Annotated in this window: 23 protein-coding genes and 2 pseudogenes; 11 read left to right on the top strand and 14 right to left on the bottom strand. The window is 71.5% G+C overall.

Features of this window, described 5'->3' with window-relative positions:
• Positions 1-450 precede the first annotated feature (450 nt).
• Complete coding sequence (locus tag ACFYQ5_RS02515) at positions 451-1,464, bottom strand: GlxA family transcriptional regulator (RefSeq protein WP_389191903.1); 1,014 nt, start codon at positions 1,462-1,464, stop codon at positions 451-453.
• Positions 1,465-1,537: 73 nt separating this feature from the next.
• On the opposite strand from ACFYQ5_RS02515, the gene ACFYQ5_RS02510 reads away from it, so the two are divergent.
• Complete coding sequence (locus ACFYQ5_RS02510) at positions 1,538-2,125, top strand: cysteine hydrolase family protein (protein ID WP_389191982.1); 588 nt, start codon at positions 1,538-1,540, stop codon at positions 2,123-2,125.
• Between the two features lie 4 nt (positions 2,126-2,129).
• Here the strand turns inward: ACFYQ5_RS02510 and proC are convergent, their stop codons facing one another.
• The 5 genes and pseudogenes from proC to ACFYQ5_RS02485 form a co-directional block, all read right to left on the bottom strand.
• On the bottom strand, positions 2,130-2,939 hold the full coding sequence (proC, locus tag ACFYQ5_RS02505) for a pyrroline-5-carboxylate reductase (protein WP_389191979.1): 810 nt from the start codon (positions 2,937-2,939) through the stop codon (positions 2,130-2,132).
• Between the two features lie 71 nt (positions 2,940-3,010).
• Positions 3,011-3,454, bottom strand: a pseudogene (locus ACFYQ5_RS02500) (ABC transporter permease); the annotation flags it as partial.
• A 1-nt stretch (position 3,455) separates the two neighbouring features.
• Positions 3,456-4,043: pseudogene (locus ACFYQ5_RS02495) on the bottom strand (class I SAM-dependent methyltransferase); the annotation flags it as partial.
• A gap of 29 nt (positions 4,044-4,072) precedes the next feature.
• On the bottom strand, positions 4,073-4,618 hold the full coding sequence (locus ACFYQ5_RS02490) for a hypothetical protein (RefSeq protein ID WP_389191900.1): 546 nt from the start codon (positions 4,616-4,618) through the stop codon (positions 4,073-4,075).
• Positions 4,619-4,652: 34 nt separating this feature from the next.
• Positions 4,653-4,988: an SH3 domain-containing protein gene (locus ACFYQ5_RS02485; protein WP_389191897.1), complete on the bottom strand. Its 336-nt coding sequence runs from the start codon at positions 4,986-4,988 to the stop codon at positions 4,653-4,655.
• Between the two features lie 123 nt (positions 4,989-5,111).
• On the opposite strand from ACFYQ5_RS02485, the gene ACFYQ5_RS02480 reads away from it, so the two are divergent.
• Positions 5,112-7,298 carry a PQQ-binding-like beta-propeller repeat protein gene (locus ACFYQ5_RS02480; protein ID WP_389191977.1) on the top strand — a complete coding sequence of 729 codons (2,187 nt, stop codon included), beginning with the start codon at positions 5,112-5,114 and terminating at the stop codon, positions 7,296-7,298.
• Positions 7,299-7,331: 33 nt separating this feature from the next.
• Here ACFYQ5_RS02480 and ilvD read toward each other — a convergent pair whose 3' ends face one another.
• The 4 genes from ilvD to ACFYQ5_RS02460 all read right to left on the bottom strand — a co-directional run bounded on the left by ilvD (position 7,332) and on the right by ACFYQ5_RS02460 (position 11,781).
• Positions 7,332-9,182 (bottom strand): dihydroxy-acid dehydratase, encoded by a 1,851-nt coding sequence (ilvD, locus tag ACFYQ5_RS02475; protein ID WP_389191894.1) that lies wholly within the window; start codon positions 9,180-9,182, stop codon positions 7,332-7,334.
• A 123-nt stretch (positions 9,183-9,305) separates the two neighbouring features.
• The gene (locus ACFYQ5_RS02470) at positions 9,306-9,929 is read right to left on the bottom strand and encodes a TetR family transcriptional regulator (protein ID WP_389191891.1); all 624 of its coding nucleotides are present in this window, start codon (positions 9,927-9,929) and stop codon (positions 9,306-9,308) included.
• Positions 9,926-10,750 carry a sugar phosphate isomerase/epimerase family protein gene (locus ACFYQ5_RS02465; RefSeq protein ID WP_389191888.1) on the bottom strand — a complete coding sequence of 275 codons (825 nt, stop codon included), beginning with the start codon at positions 10,748-10,750 and terminating at the stop codon, positions 9,926-9,928. The genes ACFYQ5_RS02470 and ACFYQ5_RS02465 overlap by 4 nt, the downstream gene beginning before the upstream one ends.
• An 83-nt stretch (positions 10,751-10,833) precedes the next feature.
• Entirely contained in the window at positions 10,834-11,781 is a 948-nt protein-coding gene (locus tag ACFYQ5_RS02460; protein WP_389191885.1) for a Ppx/GppA family phosphatase, read from the bottom strand.
• A gap of 32 nt (positions 11,782-11,813) precedes the next feature.
• Here ACFYQ5_RS02460 and ACFYQ5_RS02455 point away from each other — a divergent pair, with 32 nt between their 5' ends.
• Positions 11,814-12,656: a hypothetical protein gene (locus ACFYQ5_RS02455; protein ID WP_389191882.1), complete on the top strand. Its 843-nt coding sequence runs from the start codon at positions 11,814-11,816 to the stop codon at positions 12,654-12,656.
• Between the two features lie 84 nt (positions 12,657-12,740).
• Here the strand turns inward: ACFYQ5_RS02455 and ACFYQ5_RS02450 are convergent, their stop codons facing one another.
• Positions 12,741-14,591 (bottom strand): hypothetical protein, encoded by a 1,851-nt coding sequence (locus ACFYQ5_RS02450; RefSeq protein WP_389191880.1) that lies wholly within the window; start codon positions 14,589-14,591, stop codon positions 12,741-12,743.
• Between the two features lie 135 nt (positions 14,592-14,726).
• On the opposite strand from ACFYQ5_RS02450, the gene radA reads away from it, so the two are divergent.
• Positions 14,727-16,139 (top strand): DNA repair protein RadA, encoded by a 1,413-nt coding sequence (gene radA / locus ACFYQ5_RS02445; RefSeq protein ID WP_389191877.1) that lies wholly within the window; start codon positions 14,727-14,729, stop codon positions 16,137-16,139.
• 80 nt (positions 16,140-16,219) lie between these two features.
• A complete protein-coding gene (gene disA / locus ACFYQ5_RS02440; protein WP_359469325.1) occupies positions 16,220-17,344 on the top strand; it encodes a DNA integrity scanning diadenylate cyclase DisA in 1,125 nt (374 codons plus the stop codon).
• A 90-nt stretch (positions 17,345-17,434) separates the two neighbouring features.
• Here disA and ACFYQ5_RS02435 read toward each other — a convergent pair whose 3' ends face one another.
• Entirely contained in the window at positions 17,435-18,247 is an 813-nt protein-coding gene (locus ACFYQ5_RS02435; RefSeq protein ID WP_389191974.1) for a hypothetical protein, read from the bottom strand.
• A 262-nt stretch (positions 18,248-18,509) separates the two neighbouring features.
• Between ACFYQ5_RS02435 and ACFYQ5_RS02430 the strand changes: the two genes are divergently transcribed.
• From ACFYQ5_RS02430 to cseC, 5 genes are all read left to right on the top strand, one after another.
• Positions 18,510-19,412 (top strand): A/G-specific adenine glycosylase, encoded by a 903-nt coding sequence (locus ACFYQ5_RS02430; protein ID WP_389191874.1) that lies wholly within the window; start codon positions 18,510-18,512, stop codon positions 19,410-19,412.
• A gap of 194 nt (positions 19,413-19,606) precedes the next feature.
• The gene (locus tag ACFYQ5_RS02425) at positions 19,607-20,191 is read left to right on the top strand and encodes a SigE family RNA polymerase sigma factor (protein WP_389191872.1); all 585 of its coding nucleotides are present in this window, start codon (positions 19,607-19,609) and stop codon (positions 20,189-20,191) included.
• Positions 20,179-20,877, top strand: coding sequence for a hypothetical protein (locus tag ACFYQ5_RS02420; protein WP_389191869.1), 699 nt, complete (start codon positions 20,179-20,181; stop codon positions 20,875-20,877). Before ACFYQ5_RS02425 ends, ACFYQ5_RS02420 begins: the two co-directional genes overlap by 13 nt.
• 11 nt (positions 20,878-20,888) lie before the next feature.
• Positions 20,889-21,599 (top strand): two-component system response regulator CseB, encoded by a 711-nt coding sequence (gene cseB / locus ACFYQ5_RS02415; protein ID WP_389191866.1) that lies wholly within the window; start codon positions 20,889-20,891, stop codon positions 21,597-21,599.
• Entirely contained in the window at positions 21,596-22,921 is a 1,326-nt protein-coding gene (cseC, locus tag ACFYQ5_RS02410; RefSeq protein ID WP_389191863.1) for a two-component system sensor histidine kinase CseC, read from the top strand. The genes cseB and cseC overlap by 4 nt, the downstream gene beginning before the upstream one ends.
• A gap of 61 nt (positions 22,922-22,982) precedes the next feature.
• On the opposite strand, the gene ACFYQ5_RS02405 is transcribed toward cseC, so the two are convergent.
• Positions 22,983-24,602 (bottom strand): MDR family MFS transporter, encoded by a 1,620-nt coding sequence (locus ACFYQ5_RS02405; protein WP_389191860.1) that lies wholly within the window; start codon positions 24,600-24,602, stop codon positions 22,983-22,985.
• Between the two features lie 136 nt (positions 24,603-24,738).
• Here ACFYQ5_RS02405 and ACFYQ5_RS02400 point away from each other — a divergent pair, with 136 nt between their 5' ends.
• The gene (locus ACFYQ5_RS02400) at positions 24,739-25,329 is read left to right on the top strand and encodes a TetR/AcrR family transcriptional regulator (RefSeq protein ID WP_389191858.1); all 591 of its coding nucleotides are present in this window, start codon (positions 24,739-24,741) and stop codon (positions 25,327-25,329) included.
• A gap of 17 nt (positions 25,330-25,346) precedes the next feature.
• Here ACFYQ5_RS02400 and ACFYQ5_RS02395 read toward each other — a convergent pair whose 3' ends face one another.
• Positions 25,347-26,069, bottom strand: a complete 723-nt coding sequence (locus tag ACFYQ5_RS02395) for a M23 family metallopeptidase (protein ID WP_389191856.1) — start codon at positions 26,067-26,069, stop codon at positions 25,347-25,349.
• Positions 26,070-26,173: the final 104 nt, after the last annotated feature.

The raw sequence follows: 26,173 nt of genomic DNA, 5'->3' as shown, positions 1-26,173 counted from the left end.
ACGCTGTTGAGTTCTCAAGGAACGGACGCTTCCTTCGGTCCCGTTTCACCGGGGCCCTCCGGGCGCTTCCCTTCGTTCTTGCGTTTCCGACTCTATCAGACTCTTTCGTGTCCGATTCCCGGTCGAAGCGGGTTCCTGCTTTTTCCGCTTTCCAGTTCTTCGCTTTCGCGTTTCCCTTTCCGGCGAGTCCGACTCTATCAGATCCTTTCGGCCCTGATTCCCAGTCAGCGGGGTTCGTCTTCCCGGCCGCTGGGCCGTTCCGACGAGTGAGACTTTAGCGGAATCCCCGGCCCCGACGCTAATCGGGCCACCTTCGAACACTGATTCCTCATTTCGCACGTGCACACGTAAAAACGCACGACAGACGTCGCTCGTTTCGAGTGGTTACTGCGGAATGGCTGTCCGGGGACCGACCGGAGTCGGCGCTCACGTCGGACAACTCGGAGCACACTACGGATCGGTTCCGGGCGTGTCAACCCCGGTCCGCCGGCCTCCGTCGCGAAAGGCCAGCCGGTAGTCACGCGGGCTGGTGGCCAGGTGGGTCGCGAAGTGCTGGCGCATGGTGATCTCGCTGCCGAACCCGGTGCGGCGGGCGACCTCGGGGAGGGCCAGATCGGTGCGCTCCAGCAGCTTCTGGGCTGCGGCGACGCGTTGCGTGATCAGCCAGCGCATCGGCGTCGTACCGGTGGTGGCCTGGAAATGGCGGGCGAAGGTACGGGCGGACATGCCGGCCCGGGCGGCGAGTACGGCCACGGTATGGGGTTCCGCCAGATGAGTCAGCGCATGGGCCCGGACCTCCGCGAGCGCGTCCGCGTCACGGTCGGCGCGGGGCGTGGGGTGCTCGATGAACTGTGCCTGGGTGCCCGTCCGGAAGGGGGCCGTCACCATCGAACGCGCGATCGTGGCCGCCGCTTCCGCGCCATGGGCCGTCCGGACGAGGTGCAGACAGAGATCGATGCCCGCCGCGGTGCCCGCCGAGGTCCAGATGTTGTCCTCATGGACGAACAGCGCGTCCCTCACCACGCTCACCCGGGGATGCCGCGCCGAGAGCAGCTCCGTGAGGTTCCAGTGGGTGACGGCCCTGCGGCCGTCCAGGAGTCCGGCCTGGGCGAGGGTGAAGGCACCGCCGCAGAGCGCTGCGATGGGGGTACCTCGGTCGTGGGCGCGGCGCAGGGCGTCGAGTACCGGGGCCGGGGCCGGCGTCACATGGTCGTCGAGGCCGGGAACCACGACGAGGTCCGCACGGTCGAGCCAGGCCAGGGTGCGATCGGGTGTGAGGGACAGCCCGCCACGGAGCGGGACCGGGCCCGGTCCGCCGGCGACGCGCCGGAGGTCGAAGGGGGGCACACCCCGATCCGTGCGGTCCACACCCCAGACCTCCGTGATGACGGAGACGTCGAAGGCGCGGACACCGGGGAACGCGACGAGCGCGATGCGGCCGGGACTGCGCGGTGACACGGACATGGTGGCAGTAAAGCATCGATCGATGGCTTTCACGGCCCTGGGAACGGACTCGCGCCGCGAGGAGAGTGACGGCATGGAGATCGTGGAGAACGCAGCGCTGGTGGTCGTCGACGTGCAGCAGGGATTCGAGGAGGAGTCGTACTGGGGGCCGCGTAACAACCCGGAGGCCGATCGGAACATCGAAGGACTGATCGATGCCTGGCAGGCGAGCGGCCGGCCCGTCGTGTTCGTACGGCATGACTCGTCGAAGCCGGACTCCCCGCTGCGGGAGGGATACGCGGGGAACGCGTTCAAGGAGTACGTCGAGGAGCGGCGAGGAAAGGGCACGGGGCCGGAGCTGTTCCTCACGAAGTCGGTGAACTCCGCTTTCTACGGCACACCCGATCTGGACGGCTGGCTGCGGGAGGCGGGCGTGCGGCAGATCGTGGTGGCGGGGATCCAGACCAACATGTGCGCGGAGACGACGGCGCGCATGGGAGGCAATCTCGGCTACGAGGTGTTCTTCGCGCTCGACGCGACGTACACCTTCGACGCGGTGGGGCCGTGGGGCTGGAAGCTGAGCGCCGAAGAGGTGGCGCGGGCCACCGCCGTGACGTTGCACGGCGGTGGCTTCGCGAGCGTGGTGCGCAGCGAGGAGCTGGTGGCGGCCGTGGAGAAGTGACCGGTCAGCCGTTGCCCGTGGCCAGCTCGCGGCTGCGGTCGCGGGCGGCTTCCAGGGCGGCGATGAGGGCTGCCCGTACGCCGTGGTTCTCCAGTTCCCGGATGGCGCTGATGGTCGTGCCGGCCGGGCTGGTGACGGCCTCACGGAGCTTGACCGGGTGTTCGCCGCTGTCCCTGAGCATGACCGCCGCGCCGATGGCGGCCTGGACGATCAGATCGTGGGCCTGTGCGCGGGGCAGGCCGAGCAGGATGCCGGCGTCGGTCATCGCCTCGACGAGGAAGTAGAAGTACGCGGGGCCCGATCCGGAGAGTGCGGTGGCCGCGTCCTGCTGGGACTCGGGGACCCGGAGGGTCTTGCCGACTCCTCCGAAGATCTCCTCGGCGTGGTCGAGGTGCTCGGCGGTGGCGTGGCTGCCCGCGGAGATGACGGACATGCCCTCGTCCACCAGGACGGGGGTGTTCGGCATGACGCGCACGACCGGGGTGCCGGCGGCCAGGCTGTCCTCGATGAAGGCCGTCGTGATTCCGGCTGCGGCGCTGATGACCAGGCGGTCGGCGGAGACGTGGGGGGCGAGCTCGTCGAGGAGCCTGCCCATGTCCTGGGGCTTGACGGCGAGGATGAGGATGTCGGCGCTCTTGGCGGCCTCGGCGTTGGTGACGGCCTCGACTCCGTAACGGGTGCGGAGCTCTTCGGCGCGCTCGGCGCGGCGGGTGGTCACCAGCAGGTCGCGGGCCCGCCACCCCGCCCGGATCATGCCGCTGAGCAGGGCCTCGCCGATCTTTCCTGTACCGAGGACTGCGACGGTCTGGGTCATGCGGTTCATCCTCCGGGTGGCGGTACGCGGTACGGGTGCTGGTCGTTCGTCGCCATCCTCGCACCGCGTCGTCAGGTGGTGCGGCGCCGGAGGGTGGCTGCGCCCAGGCAGAGGACGGCCAGGGCGCAGCCGGCGACGACGAGGATGTCGCGGTAGAAGTCGGCGGTGACGTCGGTGTGGGTGAGGACCTGGTTCATCCCGTCGACGGCGTACGACATCGGCAGGACGTCGGAGATGGTCTCGAGGACGGGGTGCATCCGGTCGCGCGGGGTGAACAGTCCGCACAGCAGCAGCTGCGGGAAGATCACGGCCGGCATGAACTGGACCGCCTGGCACTCCGAGGCGGCGAAGGCCGAGACGAACAGGCCGAGCGCCGTGCCGAGGAGCGCGTCGAGCAGGGCGACCAGGAGCAGCAGCCAGGGGGAGCCGGCGACGTCCAGTCCGAGGACCCGGACGGAGAGTGCGGTGGCCAGGAGGGACTGGGCCACGGCGACGGTGCCGAAGGCCAGCGCGTAGCACGGTCCGGGACCACGGCAGCAGCCGTCGCGCGAAGTCTCCGGAAAGCTGCGGAAGGTTCCGCGAACCGGCTCCTCCCGGTGTGCCGTAAGCGCCGTTCGCCGCGCCGAGGTGACGGCGGAGCCGGGTGTCCTGGTCGGCGAGCCAGAAGACGGAATCGTCGGAGACGTTCCACCACAGCGCCAGTGCGCCGCCGGGGCGCAGGACGCGGAGCGCCTCGGGGAGGGCCAGGACCGGGTCGGTCCAGTGCCAGGACTGGGCGTACGTGATCAGGTCGGCCGACGCGGTGGCCAGGGGGAGGCGGTTGCCGTCGCCCCGGACCACGGGGACGGACGGCAGCGACCGGTGCAGTTCCCCCGCCATGCCGGGGCCGGGCTCGACGGCGGTGACCTGGGCACCCCGGGCGTGCAGCAGCCGGGTGGCGAGGCCGGTCCCCGCGCCTGCGTCGACGGCGCGGGTGCCGTGCAGGGGGCGGCCGGTCAGTTCCTCGACGGCGTCGAGGAGGGCGGGCGGATATCCGGGGCGTGCCGCGGCGTACAGGGCGGCGGCGCTGTCGAACGAAAGGGCGCGGGGCGTGGATGCGGATATGCGGACATCCTGCGGGCGCCCGGGCGGTTCTACCGGCGTCCGGAGCGCTTTGCCTTGCCGCTCCTGCGGGCCGCCGGATTGCCGGTTCGGGACGAGCGGCGCTTCGCGTACCGGGCGAGCGCCGTCTCGTACTCCGTGCGCCGCAGCTTCTCGCCCGGTGCCTCCGTCAACGAGCGGATGAAGTAGGCGAGGAGCGAGCCGATGAAGCCGATCGACTTGAGGCCGCGCAGCCTGTCGTCCTGGGACGGGTCGGCGGGGCGGCGCGTGAAGCCCTCCCAGGTCTTGCGGAAGGCAATGGCACTGCAGACCGCGAACATCAGCACGACGAGCATGCCGACGAAGCTGCCGACCTCGGCGATCTCCAGCCCCTGGTAGGCGAAGCGCAGGACGAAGCACGCGGCGACGGCCGCCGCGAGCGAGCCGACGGTGGCACCCACGCGCCGCAGCCCGTACCCGCCGTCGTGGTCGACCCAGGTCGTTCCGAAGAGACGGAGGGGTTCGGGCTGCGGCCCTGGCGTGGTACCGCCCGAAGGCACGGCCGAGGACGTTCCGGGGGCTTCGCTGTTCTCGCTCACGGAATCGATTATCCCCGGGCGCGTGGCGGTTACGTCAGTCGCAGGGCGGAGCGATGTAGCCGTCACTGCCTGTCTTGACGTAGGCGTCCGACACGAACTGCCCGTTGGCGATGTTGTCCCAGAGGTTCGACGTGCCGTACGGGCCGAACACCCGCTCCCCCGGCTTCTGGCAGTAGACCGGGACGCTCATCCCGTACGGCAGCGTCCGGACGATCCCGTACTGCGTGCCGGGTCCCCTGCGGACGTTGACGCGGTAGCCAGGAGCGATCGGGTAGACGACGGTGTCCTCGGCGAGCGCCGTGACCTCCTCGTCGGCCACCGCGCCGGCGTCCGTGGTGACTGTGCCGACAGCGTTCTCTTCAACACCCATGAGGGCCTCCCCCGTTGCTAGCGATACGTGCGACGCGCAGGCTAACAAGCCCCACCCTTCTCGCACGCACCATCGACTAGGCTCCGTGCGTCGCGCTTGCGCACGAACACACGGGGGTGGGCGATGCCGCCGCTGCGAGGGACCGGATCACATCCGGAAGCGGAGCATCCTGAGTACGCCGGGCAGTACCGGCTCGAGGCATGTCTCGGAGCGGGCGGCATGGGTGTCGTACACCTGGCGCGCTCCCCCTCCGGGCTCCAGCTCGCGGTGAAGGTCGTGCACCGCCAGCACGCGGCGGATCCCGAGTTCAGGGCACGTTTCCGGCAGGAGGTCGCGGCCGCCCGACGGGTCAGCGGAGCGTTCACCGCACCGGTCGTGGATGCCGATCCGGCGGCCGCGCTGCCCTGGATGGCCACCCTCTACGTACCCGGCCCGACGCTCGCCGCGCAGGTGAAGCGGAACGGACCGATGAGCCCCGCCGAACTGCGCAGGCTCACGGCCGGCCTCGCCGAGGCACTGCGCGACATCCACCGGGCCGGTGTCATCCACCGGGATCTGAAGCCGAGCAACGTCCTGCTCCCCGACTCCGGGCCCAAGGTCATCGACTTCGGGATCTCCCGGCCGTACGACAGCGATGTCCGCACGGAGACGGGGAAGCTGATCGGCTCGCCGCCGTACATGGCGCCCGAGCAGTTCCAGCGGCCCCGTGAGGTCGGTCCGGCCGCGGACGTGTTCGCGCTGGGGGCGGTGCTGGTCCACGCGGCGACGGGCCGGGGCCCCTTCGACTCGGACAGCCCGTACCTCGTGGCCTACCAGGTGGTGCACGACGAGGCCGATCTGGCGGGAGTGCCGGCGGATCTCGCGCCCCTGGTCGGGCGCTGCCTGGCCAAGGATCCGGCGGAGCGTCCCACGCCGGACGAGATCATGGCCGCGCTGCACCCTCCGTCGTACGAGGCGGCCGCCTTCATTCCGGTCCAGCGCAGGCCGCTCGCCGCCGAGTCCGGAGCGGGGGACGAGGGCGCGGGGGCGGAGGCGGACGAGGCGACCACGCACGTGCGGGCGGCGGACGGGCTGCCGTCCGGAGCCGGGAGGGTGCAGAACCGTCGCGCGCGGCGCCGGTTCACGGCCGTGGCCGCGGCGGCGGTGCTGCTGGCCGGAGGTCTCTGGGCGGCCGGAGCCTGGAGCGGCTCCGGGGCGCCGGAGGCGGAGACCGGCGCGGACAAGGAGCGCCCTGCGGCCTTCGTACCGTGGCAGACCCCGCTGCGCTCCCCGGGCAGCTCGACCCCGTCGTGTGCCCCGGGGGCAGGTACGGACTCGGCCCTGTACTGCGTGACCGCCGGTTTCGGCACGGCCCGGCTGGACCCTTCCGACGGTCGGGTGGTCTGGTCGCACCGGGATGCGTCGTCGAAGAGTCCCGAAGGCCTGAGCCCCGCCGGCGCGGTGTCCGGGAACGTGGCCTACACCGTCGTGGCGGGCGAGAATCTCCGTGCGCACTCCCCCCGCAGCGGCAGCGAGGTCTGGCGTACGGATCTCTCCCCGTACACCGACACCCCGTTGCCGGCGGGCGACACCCTGCTGACGGCCCGCCAGGACGGAACGCTCCAGGGACTCGACTCGGCGACCGGCGCATCCAGGTGGCGGCACGCCGTCCCGGGGCACGTGCGGCCGGGTTACGCCCTGTACGACGCCGGAACCGGTCTCGCGTACGCGTTCGAGAGTTCGGCGCAGGGGGCCACCACCCTGGTCACGGCCATCGAGGCGAAGACCGGCGGCACGGCCTGGCAGCGCAGGCTGAACGGGATGCTCACTCCGGCCGGGACGTCGGGCGGGGCACTCCTGCTGACCTCCATGAACGCGAGGGCCCAGACCACCGGGCTCGTCCGCTACGACCCGGTGCTGCGGAGCACGGCCCGCATCGCGCTGCCCTTCCGGATGAACGGGCCGGAGACCGTGGTGGACGGGGACACCGCCCTGCTGCTGGAGCGCGGCGGCACGCTGCTGGCCGTCGACGTCCGTCCGGGCGGAGGGCGGCCCGAGCGGTGGCGGCTGGAGACGGCCGTCGGGATGACCTCGGCACCGGTCCTCGGAGCGGGCGGCCGGCTGTACTTCTCGGCCGCCGACGGGCGGCTGCTCGCCGTCGACACGGAGCACGGGACGCTGCTCGGCCAGACGCGTCCGAGGCTGAGGGACGGCAAGCTCAGCCACGCCTCGTCCCTGCCCGCCCCCGTCGTCCTGGGCCGGAGCGTCATCGGCACCGGGCCGGACGGGACCGTCTTCGCCGTGGACGCGGACGACCCCGCCCACTGGTGAGACCAGGGACGGGGCCGGACGGGGCCGCTGGGGTCAGCCGAGCTTGGAGACGTCGCGGACCGCGCCCCGGTCCGCGCTCGTGGCCATCGCCGCGTAGGCGCGCAGGGCCGCGGAGACCTTGCGGTCACGGTTCTTCGGCGCGTACACGCCGTTCAGCGCCTCACGACGGGCGTCGAGATCGGCGTCGGGGACGAGGAGTTCGATCGAGCGGTTCGGGATGTCGATCCGGATCCGGTCGCCGTCCTCGACCAGCGCGATCGTGCCACCGGACGCCGCCTCCGGCGACGCGTGGCCGATGGACAGGCCCGACGTACCGCCGGAGAAGCGGCCGTCGGTGACCAGCGCGCAGGTCTTGCCGAGGCCACGGCCCTTGAGGAACGACGTCGGGTAGAGCATCTCCTGCATGCCGGGGCCGCCCTTGGGTCCCTCGTAGCGGATGACGACGACGTCGCCGTCCTTGATCTCCTTGCGGAGGATCTTGTCGACGGCGTCGTCCTGCGACTCGCAGACGACGGCCGGGCCCTCGAAGGTCCAGATCGACTCGTCGACGCCCGCCGTCTTCACGACGCAGCCGTCCACGGCGAGGTTGCCCTTGAGAACCGCGAGGCCGCCGTCCTTGGAGTACGCGTGCTCCAGGTCGCGGATGCAGCCGCCCGCGGCGTCCAGGTCCAGGGTGTCCCAGCGCTCGGACTGCGAGAAGGCCGTCGCCGAGCGGACGCAGCCGGGAGCCGCGTGCCAGAGCTCGACGGCCTCGGGCGACGGGGAGCCGCCGCGGATGTCCCAGTTCTTCAGCCACTCGGCGAGGGTGTCGGAGTGGACCGCGTGCACGTCCTCGTTGAGGAGACCGCCGCGGTGCAGCTCGCCGAGGAGGGCGGGGATGCCGCCCGCCCGGTGGACGTCCTCCATGTAGTAGGTGCCACCGGGGGCGACGTTGGGGGCGACCTTCGAGAGGCAGGGCACGCGGCGCGAGACCTCGTTGATGTCCTCGAGGCCGTAGTCGAGCTCGGCCTCCTGCGCCGCGGCGAGGATGTGCAGGATCGTGTTGGTCGAGCCGCCCATGGCGATGTCGAGCGCCATGGCGTTGTCGAACGCGGCGCGGGTGCCGATGGCCCGCGGCAGGACCGTCTCGTCGTCCTGCTCGTAGTAGCGCTTGGTGATCTCGACGACCGTGCGGCCCGCGTCCTCGTACAGCGCCTTGCGGGCGGTGTGGGTGGCGAGGACGGACCCGTTACCGGGGAGGGAGAGGCCGAGGACCTCGGTCAGGCAGTTCATCGAGTTGGCCGTGAACATGCCGGAACAGCTGCCGCAGGTGGGGCAGGCGTTCTCCTCGATGCGGAGGATGTCCTCGTCGGAGATGCTCTCGTCGACCGCGTCGCTGATCGCGTTGACCAGGTCGAGCTTGCGGACCGTGCCGTCGACGAGGGTGGCCTTGCCGGCCTCCATCGGGCCGCCGGAGACGAAGACCGTCGGGATGTTGAGACGCATCGCGGCCATCAGCATGCCGGGGGTGATCTTGTCGCAGTTGGAGATGCAGATCAGGGCGTCGGCGCAGTGGGCCTCGACCATGTACTCGACGCTGTCCGCGATGAGGTCGCGGGACGGCAGGCTGTAGAGCATGCCGTTGTGTCCCATGGCGATGCCGTCGTCCACCGCGATGGTGTTGAACTCGCGGGGCACCGCGCCCGCCGCCTTGATCGCCTCGGAGACGATCCGGCCGACGGGGGCGAGGTGGGTGTGGCCCGGCACGAACTCGGTGAAGGAGTTGGCCACCGCGATGATCGGCTTGCCGATGTCCTCGCTCGCTACGCCGGACGCGCGCATAAGGGCGCGGGCGCCCGCCATGTTGCGGCCGTGGGTGACAGTGCGGGACCTCAGCTGGGGCATCGTCTCTCGCTCCTTCTACAGAAAAGACTGTCTCCGAGCGTACGCCCCTCGTGCCAAGATCTGGACACGCTGTCCGACAGGCGGGACGGCGCGCTCACTGCGTGGGCACATCGCAGGACCGGATCACCCGTCGCCCAAATACCTCTGGAGCGTGGGGGCCACCATCGCGATGATCTTCTCGGGGTCCGCGGACGCCAGCGGCTCCGCCTGGACGACGTACCGCAGGAGCGCGATGCCGAGCATGTGCGAGGCCGCCAGCTCGGCGCGGAAGGTCGGGTCGGGCACGTCCAGCTCCGCCGCGATCCGCTCCAGCAGCCGGCGCAGCACGAAGGTGCGCAGCGCCTTCGCCGCCGCCTCGTGCGTGAGTGCGGAGCGCAGGACCGCCAGCAGTGGCGCCCGGGACACCGGGTTCTCCCATACGCCGATGAAATACCGGGCCAGCCGCTCCCCGAGGTCCTCCGCGGGCCCGCCGAGGACCTCGGGGATGACGAGGGCGGGCTCGAAGGAGAGCTCGATGGCCGCGGCGAAGACCTCGTCCTTGGTGCCGAAGTAGTGGTGGACCAGGGCTGCGTCGACGTCCGCCGCCCTGGCGATGCCCCGGACCGACGTCCTGTCGTAGCCGCGTTCGGCGAATTCCGTGCGGGCCGCCTCCAGGATCCGGGTCCTGGCGTCGGGGCCGGTGGTGTCCGCGGTACGGGAGGGGCGGCCCCTGCGCCGTGGAGGCGGGCCGTCGGCACCGGGGGTCACGGACGGGGCGCCCGCGCCGACGACGCCAGGTGGAGCCGGGTGAAGGCGAGCGCTTCCGCGAGATCGGCCTCGCGTTCGGCCGACGACATGGCGCGGCGGGTGTTGACCTCGATGACCACATGGCCGTCGAAGCCGGTACGGGCCAGCCGCTCCAGCAGTTCCGCGCACGGCTGGTCGCCCCGGCCCGGCACCAGGTGCTCGTCCTTGTTGGAGCCCTTGCCGTCGGCGAGGTGGACATGGGCGAGCCGGTCCCCCATCCGGTCCACCATGGCCAGGCTGTCGGTGCGCGCGGTCGCGGTGTGCGAGAGGTCCACGGTGAAGTGCCGGTAGTCGTCGTTGCTGACGTCCCAGGCCGGGGCGTACGCGAGCATCTCGCGGTCCCGGTAGCGCCACGGGTACATGTTCTCCACCGCGAAGCGCACGTCGGTCTCGTCCGCCATGCGCCAGATGCCGCTGACGAAGTCGCGGGCGTAGTTGCGCTGCCACCGGAACGGCGGGTGGACGACCACCGCCGAGGCGCCGAGCTTCTCCGCGGCGGCCCTGGCCCGCTGGAGCTTCACCCACGGGTCGGTGGACCAGACCCGCTGGGTGATCAGCAGACAGGGCGCGTGCACCGCCAGGATCGGCACCTGGTGATAGTCCGACAGCCGCTTCAGCGCCTCGATGTCCTGGCTGACGGGGTCGGTCCAGACCATGACCTCGACGCCGTCGTAACCGAGGCGCGCAGCGATCTCGAAGGCCGTCGCCGTCGACTCCGGATAGACGGAAGCCGTCGACAGGGCGACCTTCGCATCCGGGACGCGCACCACTGGTTCTGCCACGTGGCCAGGGTACGGGCAGCCGTACGCGACGCCGAGGGAGCCCGGCTGAAAGTGACCAGGACCATGAACATCGGCGGCCGGGATCAGGCCAGGGCGGCCTGCTCCGCCGGCAGGTGGTCGAGACGGCGCAGGATGACCCCCTCGCGCAGCGCCCAGGGGCAGATCTCCAGCTCCTCGACCCCGAACAGGTCCATCGCACCCTCGGCGACGAGCGCCCCCGCAAGGAGCTGTGCGGCGCGCCCCTCGGTGACCCCCGGCAGGTTCCCCCGCTGCGCGACGGTCATCGCCGACAGTTTCGGCACCCACTCCTCCAGGGCCTTGCGGGTGAGGACGCGCTGCACGTACAGCCCCTCGGCGGAGCGGGCGGCACCCGCGATCCTGGCGAGCTGCCGGAACGTCTTGGAGGTCCCGACGACGCGGTCGGGCGGTCCCAGCCGGGTGAACTCGCCGACCGTACGGGCGATACCGGCCCGGACGTGGCGGCGCAGCGCCCGTACGGCCGTCGGGTCCGGCGGATCGCCCGGGAGCCAGCCGGCGGTGAGGCGGCCGGCGCCGAACGGCAGCGAGACGGCGGCGTCGGGCTCCTCGTCCATCCCGTAGCCGACCTCCAGCGAACCGCCGCCGATGTCGAGGACCAGCAGCTTGCCCGCGGACCAGCCGAACCAGCGGCGGGCGGCCAGGAAGGTCAGCCGGGCCTCCTCCTCGCCGCTGAGGACGGCGAGGGCGACACCGGTCTCGTCCCGCACCCGGGCCAGCACCTCGTCCGCGTTGCTCGCCTCCCGCACGGCGGAGGTGGCGAAGGCCAGCACGTCCTCGCAGCCCTTGTCCTCCGCCGCCTGGAGGGCGTCGGCGACCGTCGTCACGAGGCGGTTCACCCCCTCGGGGCCGATGGCGCCGTCCCGGTCGAGGAGTTCGGCAAGCCGCAATTCCGCTTTGTGCGAGTGGGCGGGCAGCGGGCGGGCACCGGGGTGCGCGTCGACCACCAGCAGATGCACCGTGTTCGACCCCACGTCGAGGACTCCGAGTCTCATACGGGAACGCTACTGCGGCTTACTCTGGGCACGTGCCAAAGACGAAAAAGGCGAAGCCGGACAAAGCCGCGAAGAATCAGCAGAAAACGAAGCAGGAGACGCAGCAGCCGGAAGCGACGGGGCCGGACGGGCCCGACGAGAAGGGCCTCGACTTCGCGCGGGCCTGGGTCGAATTCCCCGACCCCGCCGACGACGAGCAGGTCTTCCGGTGCGATCTGACCTGGCTGACGTCCAGGTGGGCCTGCATCTTCGGCAGCGGCTGCCAGGGCATCCAGGCGGGCCGCGCGGACGACGGCTGCTGCACGCTGGGCGCCCACTTCTCGGACAAGGACGACGAGAAGCGGGTGGCCGGGCACGTCGCACGGCTCACACCGGAGCTGTGGCAGTTCCACGACGTCGGCACGAAGACCGGCTGGGTCGGTGTCGACGAGGACGGTGAGCGCCAGACGCGGCGCTGGGAGGGCTCCTGCATCTTCCAGAACCGTCCCGGTTTCGCGGGCGGCATGGGCTGTTCCCTGCACATCCTCGCCCTCAAGGAGGGCAAGGAGCCGCTGGAGACCAAGCCCGACGTGTGCTGGCAGCTGCCGGTCCGCCGTACGTACGACTGGATCGAACGGCCCGACGACACGCGCGTGCTCCAGATCTCGATCGGGGAGTACGACCGCCGGGGCTGGGGCCCGGGTGGTCACGACCTGCACTGGTGGTGCACGTCGGCGACGTCCGCGCACGGGGCCGGCGACCCGGTCTACGTGTCCTACCGTCCCGAGCTCACGGAGATGATGGGCGAGGAGGCCTACGACCGGCTGGCCGAGCTGTGCGAGCAGCGGCTGGCGTCGCTGCTGCCGATGGCGCCGCATCCGGCCGATCCGGCCTGAGACCTTCCGGCTGTCGTTCTTCCCCCCGGCGGCCCGGGGCGCCGCGGACAAACGTTCCGCCTCGCTCCCGGGCCGCCGTCCGCGTCATCCGGCCGGTCCGGACGGGGAGCCCGAGCCCGTCGTCGGGCCGGAGGACGGCGCGGGCTCGCCGGACCCGCCGGCCGGTGACGGCGTGGGGCCGGGAGAGCCCGGTGTGTCCGTCGGCGGAGCGGTCGGCGTGGGCGTCGGGTCCGGTGTGCCGGCGGGGTCCGTGGGGGACGGGGTCGGATCCGTCGACGACGGTGGGGCGGACGGCGTGGGGCTCGGGGACCCGGCGGACGGATCCGGGCTTCCGGGGGGTGGGGGCACGGCGCCGTATCCGGTGACCGCGACCGCGGCCCCCGACGGGTCGAGCAGGACCCGGGCACTCCACGGGCCCCGCGGCTCGGCCCCCCTGTCCACGAACACGTAGAAGGTGACGCTCCGGCCGGCGGCGACCGTGCCGGACGTACGGCTGAGATGCAGCCACGGGGCGTCCGTCCGGGCCGACCAGGCGACCGCCTCGGTGCCGGTCGCGGTCAGGGTGATCGCCGTACGGCCTCCGGACGAGCGGGCCGAGACCGCGAGCCGGCCCACTCCGGCCGGGCTGTCGGCGGTGCTGGTGACCTCGGCCGAGACAGCCGGTGCCCCGGGGCCCTCCGTGAAACCGCCGTGTCCGTCGGGGCGGGCGTTGCCCGCGTTCTCGTAGCGGTCGTACGGATCGCCGCCGGAGCCCGCTTCCCCGTCCACGTCCGTCGCGGTGACCGAGGTGTCGCGGCCCTCGCCGGTCAGCGGCGCGCCCCGGTAGGCGGCCCACAGGGCGATCACCGGGGCGGCGACGACCGTCGCCACGACCGTCGTCGTCACGACCCGGGCGCGCAGCCGGTCCCGGCGCGCGGCGTGGTCCTTGGGGTCCAGCGGGAAGCCGGTCCGGCCGAAGCGCGGGGCACCGGACCGCGACCGCCGGGCATGGGTCAGGGCGAGGTGCACCGAGGGCCGGGGTGCCTCGACGACCGGCAGTGCGGCGACCGGGGTGACGGTGGCGCCGGGCCAGGGCCCGGCCGCACCGGCGCGCTCGGCGGCGCGGCGGCAGCCGGGGCAGTCGTCGACGTGCCGGACGAGCTCACGGCGCAGGGCCGCCGAGAGCAGCACCTGGCGGGCGCCGGCGAGCCGGGCGACGGCGGGGCAGTTCCCCGCCTCCACGACGGCGAGGGCGGCGCGGGTGCGCTCCACCTCGCAGGCCGCACCGGACAGGAGCTCCCGGGCACGGCCGGGGTCGAGGCCGAGGACGGCGGCGACGGCGCGCGGGGTGAGCCCGTGGCGCACGGCGAGCTCCAGCGCCTCGCGCTGCTCGGGGGTGGTGCCGGCGGCCTCGGGCCAGGCCAGCTGCGCGAGTTCACGCCGGCGCGCTTCGGCCGCCGGGGACTCCGTGGGACAGCCGGCGCCGGCTTCCTCCGGCGCGCCGTGGGGGCCGTGGCTCCCCCGGGTGCCGGACGCGCGGGAGCCCTCGCGCGGCGCGCCGCCACGCGGGGCGGGCGGCCGCCGGTGCGCCTGACGACGGCCCCGCCGCTGCTCGGTGAGGGCCCGTAGGCACGTCCATCTGGCCAGGGCGTACAGCCAGGATTTACGTTCCTCCTCGGCCGCGGGGCACCGGCTGTCCTGCCGTTCGGCGATCGCCAGGACCGCGCCGAGCGCCTCGGTGGCGGCCTCGTGGTCGCAGAGCACGGAGAGGCAGTAGGTGAACAGGCCGTCGAGATAGGGCTCGTAACATGCGGGGGCTCGCTGCGCCGAGGTTCGGGCCTCGCGGCGGTGCGCCCGGTATGCGCCGGTGGTGTGCGTGGGGGTCTCCAGCCTGCTGCTCGTCACGTGGCGACCGTAGGCAGGTAAGGACGGGACCCTGACAGCACTTTCCGACATTTAACCCTTACGAGTGACACTCTCACTCGAAAGGGGACAGGAATCCCGAATTCCTCCTGGATTACCGCATCGGTCACATGTTCGGCTTCTCTGCCCGCGACCAGCGTTGTCAGACCTCACCTATACGGTGACGCCATGGCTGCCCGTACGAAATCCGCGAAGGACCGCCCGTCCTACCGCTGCACCGAATGCGGCTGGACGACCGCCAAGTGGCTCGGCCGCTGCCCGGAGTGCCAGGCGTGGGGGACGGTCGAGGAGTTCGGCGGCGCCCCCGCGGTGCGTACGACGGCCGCCGGGCGGGTCTCCACCGCCGCCGTGCCGATCGGCCAGGTCGACAGCCGGCAGGCCACCGCGCGCTCGACCGGGGTCGGTGAGCTGGACCGGGTGCTCGGCGGAGGGCTCGTCCCCGGCGCCGTCGTGCTGCTCGCCGGCGAGCCGGGCGTCGGCAAGTCGACGCTGCTCCTGGACGTGGCCGCGAAGGCGGCGAGCGACGACCACCGCACCCTCTACGTCACGGCCGAGGAGTCCGCCAGCCAGGTGCGGATGCGGGCCGACCGGATCCGGGCGATCAACGACCACCTGTATCTGGCCGCCGAGACCGACCTCTCCGCGGTCCTGGGACACCTGGACGCGGTCAAGCCGTCCCTCCTCGTCCTCGACTCCGTGCAGACGGTCGCCTCGCCGGAGATCGACGGCGCGCCAGGCGGCATGGCGCAGGTCCGCGAGGTGGCGGGAGCCCTCATCAGGGCCTCCAAGGAGCGCGGCATGTCGACGCTCCTGGTGGGCCATGTGACCAAGGACGGCGCGATCGCGGGGCCACGGCTCCTGGAGCACCTCGTCGATGTGGTGCTGTCCTTCGAGGGCGACCGGCACGCGCGCCTCCGGCTCGTACGGGGCGTCAAGAACCGCTACGGCGCCACGGACGAGGTCGGCTGCTTCGAGCTGCACGACGAGGGCATCACCGGCCTCGCCGATCCCTCCGGGCTCTTCCTCACCCGCCGCGACGAGCCCGTCCCCGGCACCTGCCTGACGGTCACCCTGGAGGGCAAACGCCCCCTCGTCGCCGAGGTGCAGGCGCTGACGGTCGATTCACAGATCCCCTCGCCCCGGCGCACCACCTCGGGCCTGGAGACCTCCCGGGTCTCGATGATGCTGGCCGTTCTCGAACAGCGGGGCCGGATCAGCGCCCTCGGCAAGCGGGACATCTACAGCGCGACGGTGGGCGGCGTGAAGCTCACCGAGCCGGCCGCGGACCTCGCGATCGCCCTGGCGCTGGCCAGCGCGGCCAGCGACACACCGCTCCCGAAGAACCTGGTCGCGATCGGTGAGGTGGGCCTCGCCGGGGAGGTCAGAAGGGTGACGGGGGTCCAGCGCAGGCTGGCGGAGGCGTACCGTCTCGGGTTCAAGCACGCTCTCGTCCCGAGGGACCCGGGACAGGTCCCGGCCGGCATGAAGGTCACGGAAGTGGCCGACATGGGCGACGCCCTGAGAGTCCTCCCCCGCAGGTCTCGGCCGGAGGGACCACAGGAGGACGGCGCACGCCGGTAGACTTTGCCCTGGTCTCGCCCGCCCGTACGAACGGTATGAGGGACGCAAGGGCACCGCAAACCTGTGACCGGAGGAGTGCAGTGGCAGCCAACGACCGGGCAGCATCGCCCGGAAAGTCCGGCCAAGGCACGGGAAACGAGGCGCTGATGCGCGCCTCGTTGAGCGCGGTCGCGCCCGGAACGGCCCTCCGTGACGGCCTGGAGCGCATCCTCCGTGGCAACACCGGCGGACTGATCGTGCTGGGCATGGACAAAACCGTCGAATCCATGTGCACCGGCGGCTTCGTGCTCGACGTGGAGTTCACCTCGACGCGCCTGCGCGAACTGTGCAAGCTGGACGGCGCGATGATCCTCGACAAGGACATGACCAAGATCCTTCGGGCCGGCGTACAGCTGGTCCCGGACGCCTCCATCCCGACCGAGGAGACGGGCACCCGTCACCGCACGGCGGACCGGGTCTCCAAGGCGTGCGGCTTCCCGGTGGTGTCGGTCTCCCAGTCGATGCGCCTGATCGCGCTGTACGTGGACGGGGAGCGGCGGGTCCTGGAGGAGTCCTCCGCGATCCTGTCCCGCGCCAATCAGGCGCTCGCCACCCTGGAGCGGTACAAGCTCAGGCTGGACGAGGTCGCCGGGACGCTCTCCGCGCTGGAGATCGAGGACCTGGTGACGGTCCGGGACGTGACGGCGGTCTCGCAGCGGCTGGAGATGGTGCGGCGCATCGCGACCGAGATCGCCGAGTACGTGGTCGAGCTGGGCACCGACGGCCGCCTTCTGTCGCTCCAGCTGGACGAGTTGATCGCGGGCGTGGAGCCGGAGCGGGAGCTGGTCGTGCGCGACTACGTACCCGAGCCGACCGCGAAGCGGTCCCGTACGGTCCCTGAGGCGCTGGCCGAGCTGGACACGCTCACCCACACCGAGCTGCTCGAACTGCCCGTGGTGGCACGGGCGCTGGGCTACAGCGGGTCCCCGGAGACGCTGGACTCGGCGGTCTCCCCGCGGGGCTTCCGGCTTCTGGCGAAGGTGCCACGGCTGCCCGGGGCGATCATCGAGCGGCTGGTGGAGCACTTCGGCGGCCTGCAGAAGCTGCTCGCCGCGAGCGTGGACGACCTTCAAGCCGTGGACGGGGTCGGCGAGGCACGGGCCAGGAGCGTCCGGGAAGGGCTCTCGCGGCTGGCGGAGTCCTCGATCCTGGAACGCTACGTCTGAGGACTTTCCGCATGGTCAGCCCGGTAGGGCTCCGCCGGATCACTTCCGGTGCGGCCCTACCGCATGTCAGACCTTGGCCAGGACGACATGTCAGTCCTTGGCCAGGACGAACGAGGCGCGCTGGACGGTCTCGCCCGGCACCTCGGCCTCCAGCAGATACGTCCCCGGGGCCGCGGCCTTGACCGGCGGTGTCGCGCACCGGGGCGCGCTGCCCTTGCGGTCCCACTCCACGGTGTGGACGACCGTCGCTCCGGCGGGGACCCTCAGGAACAGGGCGCCGCTCTTCGGGCAGTCCTTGGAGGACCACACCTGCTCGTCGTCCTCACCGGCCTCGGTGATCGTGAGCACCGCGCTCTTCGGGCCGAAGTCGGCCTTGCAGTCGGCAGTCGAGGTGTTCCTGGCGGTCAGCCGGAACTCCGGCTTGTCGTCGGGTCCGTAGCTGATGTCCGTCTTCAGGCTCAACCGCAGTACGGCCGGCTCGCAGTCGGGGAGCGCCGACCCGGCCGGCACCTGCCGGCCGCCGGTACCGCCGCCGGTGCTCCCGCTCGTACCGGCCGATGCGGAGCCGCCCGCTCCAGCGGTGTCCGGTCCCGTCGCGCCGCCCGTCCCGGTGTCTCCGCCGGCCCCTTCGGACCCCGCGCCCGCACCCGTGCCGGGATCCCCCGACTCGTCGCGCCCGCCCGGGGGTTGGCCGACGACAGGGCCGGAACTCGAGGGCCCGGGAGTGATGGACGGGGCGGGGCCGGAGCCTCCGGACTTCCCGTCGTCCTGCCCGCCGCCGTTACCGCCACCCGTGGTGACGGCCCACGCGACCAGCGCCGCGAGCAGCACGATCACCAGCACCGCTACTGTTCTCCGACGCCAGTAGATGCTGGAGGGAAGCGGCCCGACCGGATTGCGCATAGAACCCACGGACCGAACTGTACGAGAGATCCACGCCAACTCCGGCCCCCAACCGCCGCTCTGATCGACAAGTTTTCCGGATCATCATCACGGAACGGTCGTTCACCGGGCACTTCCATCCGCTTTGCACCGGCTCGGGGCCCTCCAGGGCCTCGAGAAGGGTCAGAACGGGTGGCGTTATCACCCCCTGAGCCCTCAGCCGGGCCGACACCCCCGTAGCCGTGCCCGATGTCCCGCCTTCCGTGCCAGGATCGTGGGTGCGATGACTGCCACGACTTCGACACAGACGCCCCCCGCCTCCTTCCATGCCCCCGTCATCGGGTGGTTCGAGCAGCACGCCCGCGATCTGCCCTGGCGCCGCCCCGATGCGGGTGCCTGGGGTGTGATGGTGAGCGAGTTCATGCTGCAGCAGACCCCGGTGAACCGAGTCCTCCCGGTCTACGAACAGTGGATGGCCCGCTGGCCGCGCCCGGCCGACCTCGCCGCCGACGCGCCGGGCGAAGCGGTCCGCGCCTGGGGCCGGCTCGGCTACCCGCGCCGCGCGCTGCGCCTGCACGGGGCCGCGCAGGCGATAACGGAACGCCACGGCGGTGACGTGCCGAGCGAGCACGGCCAGTTGCTCGCCCTGCCCGGGATCGGGGAGTACACGGCCGCGGCCGTGGCCTCGTTCGCGTACGGGCAGCGCCATGCCGTGCTCGACACGAACGTCCGCAGGGTGTTCGCCCGGGCCGCCACCGGCATCCAGTACCCGCCGAACGCGACCACCGCGGCCGAGCGCAAGCTCGCCCGCGCGCTGCTCCCCGAGGAGGACGAGCGCGCCGCCCGCTGGGCGGCGGCCACGATGGAACTCGGCGCACTGGTGTGCACCGCGAAGAACGAGGACTGCGCACGCTGCCCGATCTCCGGACAGTGCGCCTGGCGGCTGGCCGGGAAGCCCGCGCACCAGGGCCCGCCGCGCCGTGGCCAGACCTATGCCGGTACGGACCGGCAGGTGCGGGGGCGGCTGCTCGCGGTGCTCCGCGACGCGGTCGTCCCGGTGCCGCAGTCCGCGCTGGACGCGGTGTGGGAGGAGCCCGTGCAGCGGGCGCGCGCCCTGGACGGGCTCGTCGCCGACGGGCTGGTCGAGCCGCTGGCGAACGGCCGGTACCGGCTGCCTCTGACCTGACCACGCTCCCGGGCGGACCGGGCTCGTCCAGCGGCTGCCCAGCGGCTGTTACACAACCGATGGGCAGCCGTGCGTCCGCGTACGGCTGCTCCGCACACCCTCGTGACAACGCCTCCGTAGCGTCGCTGACGTCGGCAACGGGACCACCCGGCCGACGGCGGTACACGGGGATTCACGGGGCGGAGGCGGTCGTAATGGCGCAGGGCGAGGTGCTCGGGTTCGAGGAGTACGTACGGACCAGGCAGGACGCGCTGCTGCGCAGTGCCCGCCGGCTCGTCCCCGATCCCGTGGACGCGCAGGACCTGCTGCAGACCGCCCTGGTCCGCACGTTCCGCCGCTGGGACGGCATCGCGGACAAGTCCCTCGCCGACGCCTATCTGCGCCGCGTCATGATCAACACGCGCACGGAGTGGTGGCGGGCCCGCAAGCTCGACGAGATCCCCACCGAGCAGCTCCCCGACGCGAGCGTCGACGACGGCGCCGAGCAGCGGGCCGACCGCGCCCTGCTCATGGACGTCCTCGGGGTCCTGGCTCCGAAGCAGCGCAGCGTCGTCGTGCTGCGACACTGGGAGCAGATGAGCACGGAGGAGACGGCCGCGGCACTCGGCATGTCCGCCGGTACGGTGAAGAGCACGCTGCACCGTGCCCTGGCACGACTGCGCCAGGAGCTGGAGGACCGTGCGGCCCGGAGCCGTGAGGCCGAGGAGGCTCCGGCGCGGATACCCGCGCAGCGGAACAGGCGTCATGACGAGCGGGGGCGGGAGCGGTGCGCGGTCTGACGGGCAGCAGAGGAGGCTCGACGGCCGGCCGCGGGGGACGACTCCGGGCCGGTCTGGCGGCGGGAGGCACGGCGGGAGCCGGGCTCGCCGCCTTCGGGCTGTTCTGCGCCGGCTGTTCCGCCGGAGGCACGGGTACGCGCGACGAGGGCCCGGCGGACACCCAGCAGGTCGCCCGGGCCACGCCGTCGAGCACGGCTCCCACCGGGACGGCGAAACCGGCCCCGAAGGTCGACGCCGTGATGCTCGTCAAGGGCGACCCGCACGTGAGCCGGCAGCTCAAGGCTGACCTGAAGCCCTGCACCGGTGACGAGTACCCGGTCGACACCTCGTACGGCACGCTCACCGACGGCACGGCGGCCGATGTCGTGGTCAACGTGATGACCTGCGGCGATTCGGTCGGAGTCGGCACCTACGTCTACCGGCGGCTCGCCGACGGCTCGTACGGGAACGTCTTCGCGGCCGAGGTGCCCGCGGTCTACGGCACCATCGACCGGCGCGATCTGGTGGTGACGACGCAGGTGTACGGATCGAAGGACTCGGTCGCGTACCCCTCCGGAGAGGACGTCGTCACCTACGGCTGGACCGCCGGCCGGTTCACCGAGACGGACCGGGTGCACAACGACTTCAACCGGGCCGTCGGCAGCGGGGAAGGCGCACTCCCCGCACCGCAGACGACGCAGAACTGAGGACCGCTCGCATGGCCGATACCCATGTCCTCTTCGTCGAGGACGACGACGTCATCCGCGAAGCCACCCAGCTCGCGCTGGAGCGGGTCGGCTTCACGGTCACCGCGGTGCCCGACGGCCTGCTGGGCCTGGAGGCCTTCCGGGCGGACCGTCCGGACATCGCGCTGCTGGACGTGATGGTGCCGGGCCTGGACGGGGTCAGTCTGTGCCGGCGCATCCGCGACGAGTCGACCGTGCCCGTGATCATGCTCTCCGCGCGGGCCGACGCGATCGATGTGGTGCTCGGTCTGGAGGCCGGGGCCGACGACTACGTCACCAAGCCGTTCGACGGGGCGGTGCTCGTCGCCCGCATCCGGGCCGTGCTGCGGCGTTTCGGCCACGCCGCCGGCGTGGGCGGGACACCCGACGGGGCCGGCGGGACGGCGGCCGAGGCGGGCGGCGTGCTGGTCTTCGGCGATGTGGAGATCGACACCGAGGGCATGGAGGTACGCCGAGGGGGCGCGCACGTGGGTCTGACACCGACGGAGATGCGGCTGCTGCTGGAATTCTCCTCGGCTCCCGGCACGGTGCTCTCCCGGGACAAGCTGCTGGAGCGGGTCTGGGAATACGGCTGGGGCGGGGACACCCGCGTCGTCGACGTCCATGTGCAGCGGCTGCGCACCAAGATCGGGCAGGACCGGATCGAGACGGTCCGCGGCTTCGGCTACAAGCTGCGCGCATGAGACGGCTGGTACTGCGGACCGGCGTCCGCTGGAAGATCAGCATCGCGATCGCCGCCGTCGGCGCGCTCATCGCGCTGGCCCTGAGCCTCGTCGTCCACAACGCGGCACGCGTCTCGATGCTGGAGAACGCCCGCGAGGTGCAGCTGGAGCGGCTGCTGTTCGCCCAGCGGCTGTACGAGGCGACGAGCCCACAGAAGCCGTCGCCGAAGTTCGGCGCCAAGATCAACGACCCGTCGCTGCCGGCGAGCCTGCGCGACCAGATCCGGGATCACCGGCGCGCCACCCACGTCGACGAGTACGCGGACGGGATGCCCGACGTCTGGGCGGCCGTACCGCTGGCCAACGGCGATGTCCTGTCCCTGCACACCCGCTTCGCCGACCACAGCGCCACGATCATGGGCGACCTCGACCGGGCACTGATCATCGGCTCGGTCTCGGTCGTCTTCGGCGGCTGCGCGCTGGGCGTCCTGATCGGCGGCCAGCTGTCCCGGAGACTGCGCAAGGCGGCGGCAGCGGCCGGCAAGGTCGCCCAGGGCAACACGGAGGTACGCGTACGGGAGGCCGTCGGCGGGGTCGTACGGGACGAGACCGATGAGCTGGCCCGGGCCGTGGACGCGCTCACGGACGCGCTGAACGAACGGATCGAGGCGGAGCGCCGGGTCACCGCGGACATCGCCCATGAGCTGCGCACACCCGTGACCGGGCTGCTCACCGCGGCCGAGCTGCTGCCCCCGGGCCGGCCCACGGAGCTCGTACGGGACCGGGCCCAGGCGATGCGGACCCTGGTCGAGGACGTCCTGGAGGTGGCCAGGCTGGACAGCGCCTCCGAGCGGGCCGAGCTGCAGGAGCTGCCGCTCGGCGAATTCGTCAGCCGGCGGATCAGGCTGCTGGATCCGGAGATCACGGTGCGGGTGGTGCACGAGTCCTGGGTGTCCTCGGACCCGCGGCGGCTGGAACGCATCCTGGGCAATCTGCTGGGGAACGCCGCCACGCACGGGGCCGGCCCGGTCGAGGTCACGGTCGAGGGCAGGGTGGTGCGGGTCCGCGACCACGGGCCCGGTTTCCCCGAGGCGCTGCTGCGGGAGGGACCGAGCCGTTTCCGTACTGGCAGCAGCGACAGGTCCGTGCGCGGTCACGGTCTGGGGCTGACCATCGCCGCGGGGCAGGCCCGGGTCCTGGGGGCCAGGCTGACGTTCCGCAACGCGGGGCCCTCCGGGGGCTCCGGGGGCACGGGCGGGGCGGTCGCCGTGCTGTGGCTGCCCGAGCACGCGCCGACGAACACCGGAAGCTTCCCGGTCCTGCGGCAGGCGGAAACGGGCTGACGGAGAACAGGGTGGGCCCCCTGAGGTGTCTCCGGGGCCCACCCTGTTCTCCGTCAGCTGCTCAAACGGTCTGGGACTCCTTGGCCGCCGTTGCCTTGGCGGGTCCCGTTCCGTCGCCGTCTTCGCTGTCTTCGCCGTCTTCGCCGTCCGAGGAGGCCTCCGGCTTCGCGGTGCCGCGCAGCGGGACCTCCTTGACGAAGAAGGACGCCACCAGGGCCACCACCGCGACCGAACCGCCCACCAGGAAGGCGATGTGCGTCCCCGAGGCCACGGCGTACTCGTACGCCTCACGCACGGCGTCGGGCAGCTTCGCCAGACTCGTCGCGTCCAGCTGGGCGGACGTCTCCGTCGCGGCACCGCCCCCGCGCGCCGCCATCTCGTCCTGCACCCGTCCGGTGAACAGCGCACCCATGATCGCGACTCCGAAGGAGCTGCCGAGCGTACGGAAGAGAGTGGTCGCGGACGAGGCGACACCCATGTCCTTGAGCTCGACGCTGTTCTGTGCGACGAGCATCGTGATCTGCATCAGGAAGCCCATGCCGGCCCCGAGCACCGCCATGTAGACGCTGGAGGTGAAGCGCGTGGTGCCGGTGTCCATGGTGGCGAGGAGGAACAGGCCCGCGACCATCAGGATGCTGCCCAGGATCGGGAAGATCTTGTACTTTCCGGTGCTCGTGGTGATCCGGCCCGCGACCAGCGAGACGATCATCATAGAGAGCAGCATCGGCAGCAGCAGCAGTCCGGAGTTGGTCGCGGACGCGCCCTGGACGGACTGCTGGTACAGCGGGAGGAAGAGCACCGCTCCGAACATCACGAAGCCGGTCATGAAGCCGACCACCGACATGAGACCGAAGTTGCGGTTGCGGAAGATGTGCAGCGGCATGATCGGCTCGGCGGCCCTCGTCTCGACGAAGAGGAAGCCGGCGAGGGAGGCCACGCCGAGCGCGATGAGCTCCATGATCACGGCCGAGCTCCAGGCGTACTCCGTACCGCCCCAGGTGGTGACCAGCACGATCGCCGTGATGCCCACGGTGAGGAGCGCGGCGCCCAGGTAGTCGACCTTGGCCTTCGAGCGCTCCTTGCGGGGCAGGTGCAGCACCGCGGTGACCATGGCCAGCGCGACCGCGCCCAGCGGCAGGTTGATGTAGAAGCTCCAGCGCCAGCCCAGGTGGTCGGTGATGGCTCCGCCGACGAGCGGTCCACCGATCATGGCGACCGCCATGACGCCGGCCATCATGCCCTGGTACTTACCGCGCTCACGGGGAGGCACGAGGTCACCGAGGATCGCCATGACGCCGACCATCAGGCCGCCCGCGCCGAGGCCCTGGACCGCGCGGAACCCGATCAGCTGGCTCATGTCCTGGGCCATACCGCTCAGCACCGAGCCGATCAGGAAGATCACGATGGCTGTGAGGAAGGTGCCCTTGCGTCCGTACAGGTCGCCGAGCTTGCCCCAGATGGGGGTCGAGGCCGCAGTGGCCAGGGTGTAGGCCGTCACCACCCAGGCCAGGTGTTCCATGCCACCCAGATCGCCGACGATCGTCGGCATCGCGGTGCCCACGATGAGGTTGTCGAGCATGGCCAGCAGCATCGTGATCATCAGGGCGAGAACCACCACCCTGACGCTGCGAGCTTTTGGTTCGGCCGGCCCGTCCGCCGTCGCCTTCTTGAGTTCCGCCATGTCGTGCTCCCCTGATCCCCTGATCGCCCGGTCTGCCACCACCCCGGCACTTACTTGCCGCCCGGCTAGTTGATTACACTGAGGGAAGGTAGACCCGTAACTAGCCGGGCGTCAAGTAAGTTTCTGGGAGAGTCGCATGGGCAGCACGCCGCAGCCGCGCCGGGGCAACACACGCCAGCGCATTCAGGACGTCGCCCTGAGACTCTTCGCCGAACAGGGGTACGAGAAGACCTCACTCCGCGAGATCGCCGAGCAGCTGCAGGTCACCAAAGCGGCGCTGTACTACCACTTCAAGACCAAGGAAGACATCCTCATCAGCATCTTCGAGGACCTGAACCGGCCCGTCGAGGAGCTCATCGCCTGGGGCGAGGGGCAGCCGCGCACCCTGGAGACCAAGAAGGAGATCCTGGTCCGCTACAGCGAGGCGCTCAAGGCCGCCGCACCGCTCTTCGTCTTCATGCAGGAGAACCAGGCGACGGTGCGCGACCTGAGCATCGGCCACACCATGAAACACCGGGTCATCGCCCTGGTGGACCTGATCAAGGACCCCGACGCCCCGCTCACCGACCAGGTGCGCTGCTTCACCGCGCTCTTCGCGATGCACGCCGGGATGATGGCCCTCAGAGACGCCGAAGGCGACCCCGAGGAGAAGCGCGAGGCTGCTCTCGAGGTCGCCATGGAGCTGGTGACCAGGGCCCACGACCGGGGCCCCGACGGCGCCGCGTGAGGCGGACGCCGGACACGTCAGATGTGGACGTGCACCGAGTTCAGGAACGAGACCGGGTTGATCGCCGTGCCGTAGTTCGGGCTGGTCCGGATCTCGAAGTGCAGGTGCGGGCCACTGGAGTTTCCGGTGTTGCCGGACAGGGCGATCTTCTCGCCCGTCTTCACGTGCTCACCGATCCTGACCTGGATCTTCGACAGGTGGGCGTACTGCGAGTACGTGCCGTTGCCGTGCTTGATCACGACGGCGTTGCCGTACGCGGGACCGTCGCCGCCGCCGTTGGGGCCGGCCTTGACGACCGTACCGGTGTGCGCGGCCTCGACCCTGGTGCCGACCGGAACCGCGAAGTCCTGACCGGAGTGCTTGTTGGACCAGCGGTCGCCGCCGGTGCCGTAGCTGGCACTCAGCACGTACTTGCTGACCGGGACCTCCCAGGAAGCGGCCTTCTTCTTCGCCGCCGCCTTCTTCTTGGCCGCCGCCTTCTTCTCGGCGTCGGCCTTCTCGGCCTTGTCCGCCTTCGCCTTCGCGGCGGCCTTGGTCTGTGCGGTCGCCTGCTGGGCGACGGAGTCGGCGGTGGCCGAGCCCGCGAGGGCCGAGGTGTTCGCGGTACCCGTCGTGCCGGACGCGAACGCCGCGCCCGCACCGAACACCATCGACGCACCCAGGCCGGCAGCCACGACGGCGCCACTGACGCGGGACATGGACGGGCGGGCGGACTGCTGGAACGTGACGCGCTTCGACATGCGGGGGAACCTCCGGGGTAACGGGACCCAGTGCTCGACCGGGCTTGCTCCACCTTGGTAACCCGCACCCCCCACAACACTCAAACACCCCATCTACGATCAAA

The organism is Streptomyces sp. NPDC005794, from assembly GCF_042871445.1.
Classification (GTDB): Bacteria; Actinomycetota; Actinomycetes; order Streptomycetales; family Streptomycetaceae; genus Streptomyces.
The sequence above is the reverse complement of the archived record's forward strand: the minus strand, read 5'-3'. Positions and strand labels throughout refer to the sequence as shown.

Bases quoted from the DNA above. Each gene is read 5' to 3' on its own strand.
- ACFYQ5_RS02515 (WP_389191903.1), bottom strand. From the start codon at position 1,464: ATGTCCGTGTCACCGCGCAGTCCCGGCCGCATCGCGCTCGTCGCGTTC.
- ACFYQ5_RS02510 (WP_389191982.1), top strand. From the start codon at position 1,538: ATGGAGATCGTGGAGAACGCAGCGCTGGTGGTCGTCGACGTGCAGCAG.
- proC (WP_389191979.1), bottom strand. From the start codon at position 2,939: ATGACCCAGACCGTCGCAGTCCTCGGTACAGGAAAGATCGGCGAGGCC.
- ACFYQ5_RS02485 (WP_389191897.1), bottom strand. From the start codon at position 4,988: ATGGGTGTTGAAGAGAACGCTGTCGGCACAGTCACCACGGACGCCGGC.
- ACFYQ5_RS02480 (WP_389191977.1), top strand. From the start codon at position 5,112: ATGCCGCCGCTGCGAGGGACCGGATCACATCCGGAAGCGGAGCATCCT.
- ilvD (WP_389191894.1), bottom strand. From the start codon at position 9,182: ATGCCCCAGCTGAGGTCCCGCACTGTCACCCACGGCCGCAACATGGCG.
- ACFYQ5_RS02460 (WP_389191885.1), bottom strand. From the start codon at position 11,781: ATGAGACTCGGAGTCCTCGACGTGGGGTCGAACACGGTGCATCTGCTG.
- ACFYQ5_RS02450 (WP_389191880.1), bottom strand. From the start codon at position 14,591: ATGTCGGAAAGTGCTGTCAGGGTCCCGTCCTTACCTGCCTACGGTCGC.
- radA (WP_389191877.1), top strand. From the start codon at position 14,727: ATGGCTGCCCGTACGAAATCCGCGAAGGACCGCCCGTCCTACCGCTGC.
- ACFYQ5_RS02435 (WP_389191974.1), bottom strand. From the start codon at position 18,247: ATGCGCAATCCGGTCGGGCCGCTTCCCTCCAGCATCTACTGGCGTCGG.
- ACFYQ5_RS02430 (WP_389191874.1), top strand. From the start codon at position 18,510: ATGACTGCCACGACTTCGACACAGACGCCCCCCGCCTCCTTCCATGCC.
- ACFYQ5_RS02425 (WP_389191872.1), top strand. From the start codon at position 19,607: ATGGCGCAGGGCGAGGTGCTCGGGTTCGAGGAGTACGTACGGACCAGG.
- cseB (WP_389191866.1), top strand. From the start codon at position 20,889: ATGGCCGATACCCATGTCCTCTTCGTCGAGGACGACGACGTCATCCGC.
- cseC (WP_389191863.1), top strand. From the start codon at position 21,596: ATGAGACGGCTGGTACTGCGGACCGGCGTCCGCTGGAAGATCAGCATC.
- ACFYQ5_RS02405 (WP_389191860.1), bottom strand. From the start codon at position 24,602: ATGGCGGAACTCAAGAAGGCGACGGCGGACGGGCCGGCCGAACCAAAA.
- ACFYQ5_RS02400 (WP_389191858.1), top strand. From the start codon at position 24,739: ATGGGCAGCACGCCGCAGCCGCGCCGGGGCAACACACGCCAGCGCATT.
- ACFYQ5_RS02395 (WP_389191856.1), bottom strand. From the start codon at position 26,069: ATGTCGAAGCGCGTCACGTTCCAGCAGTCCGCCCGCCCGTCCATGTCC.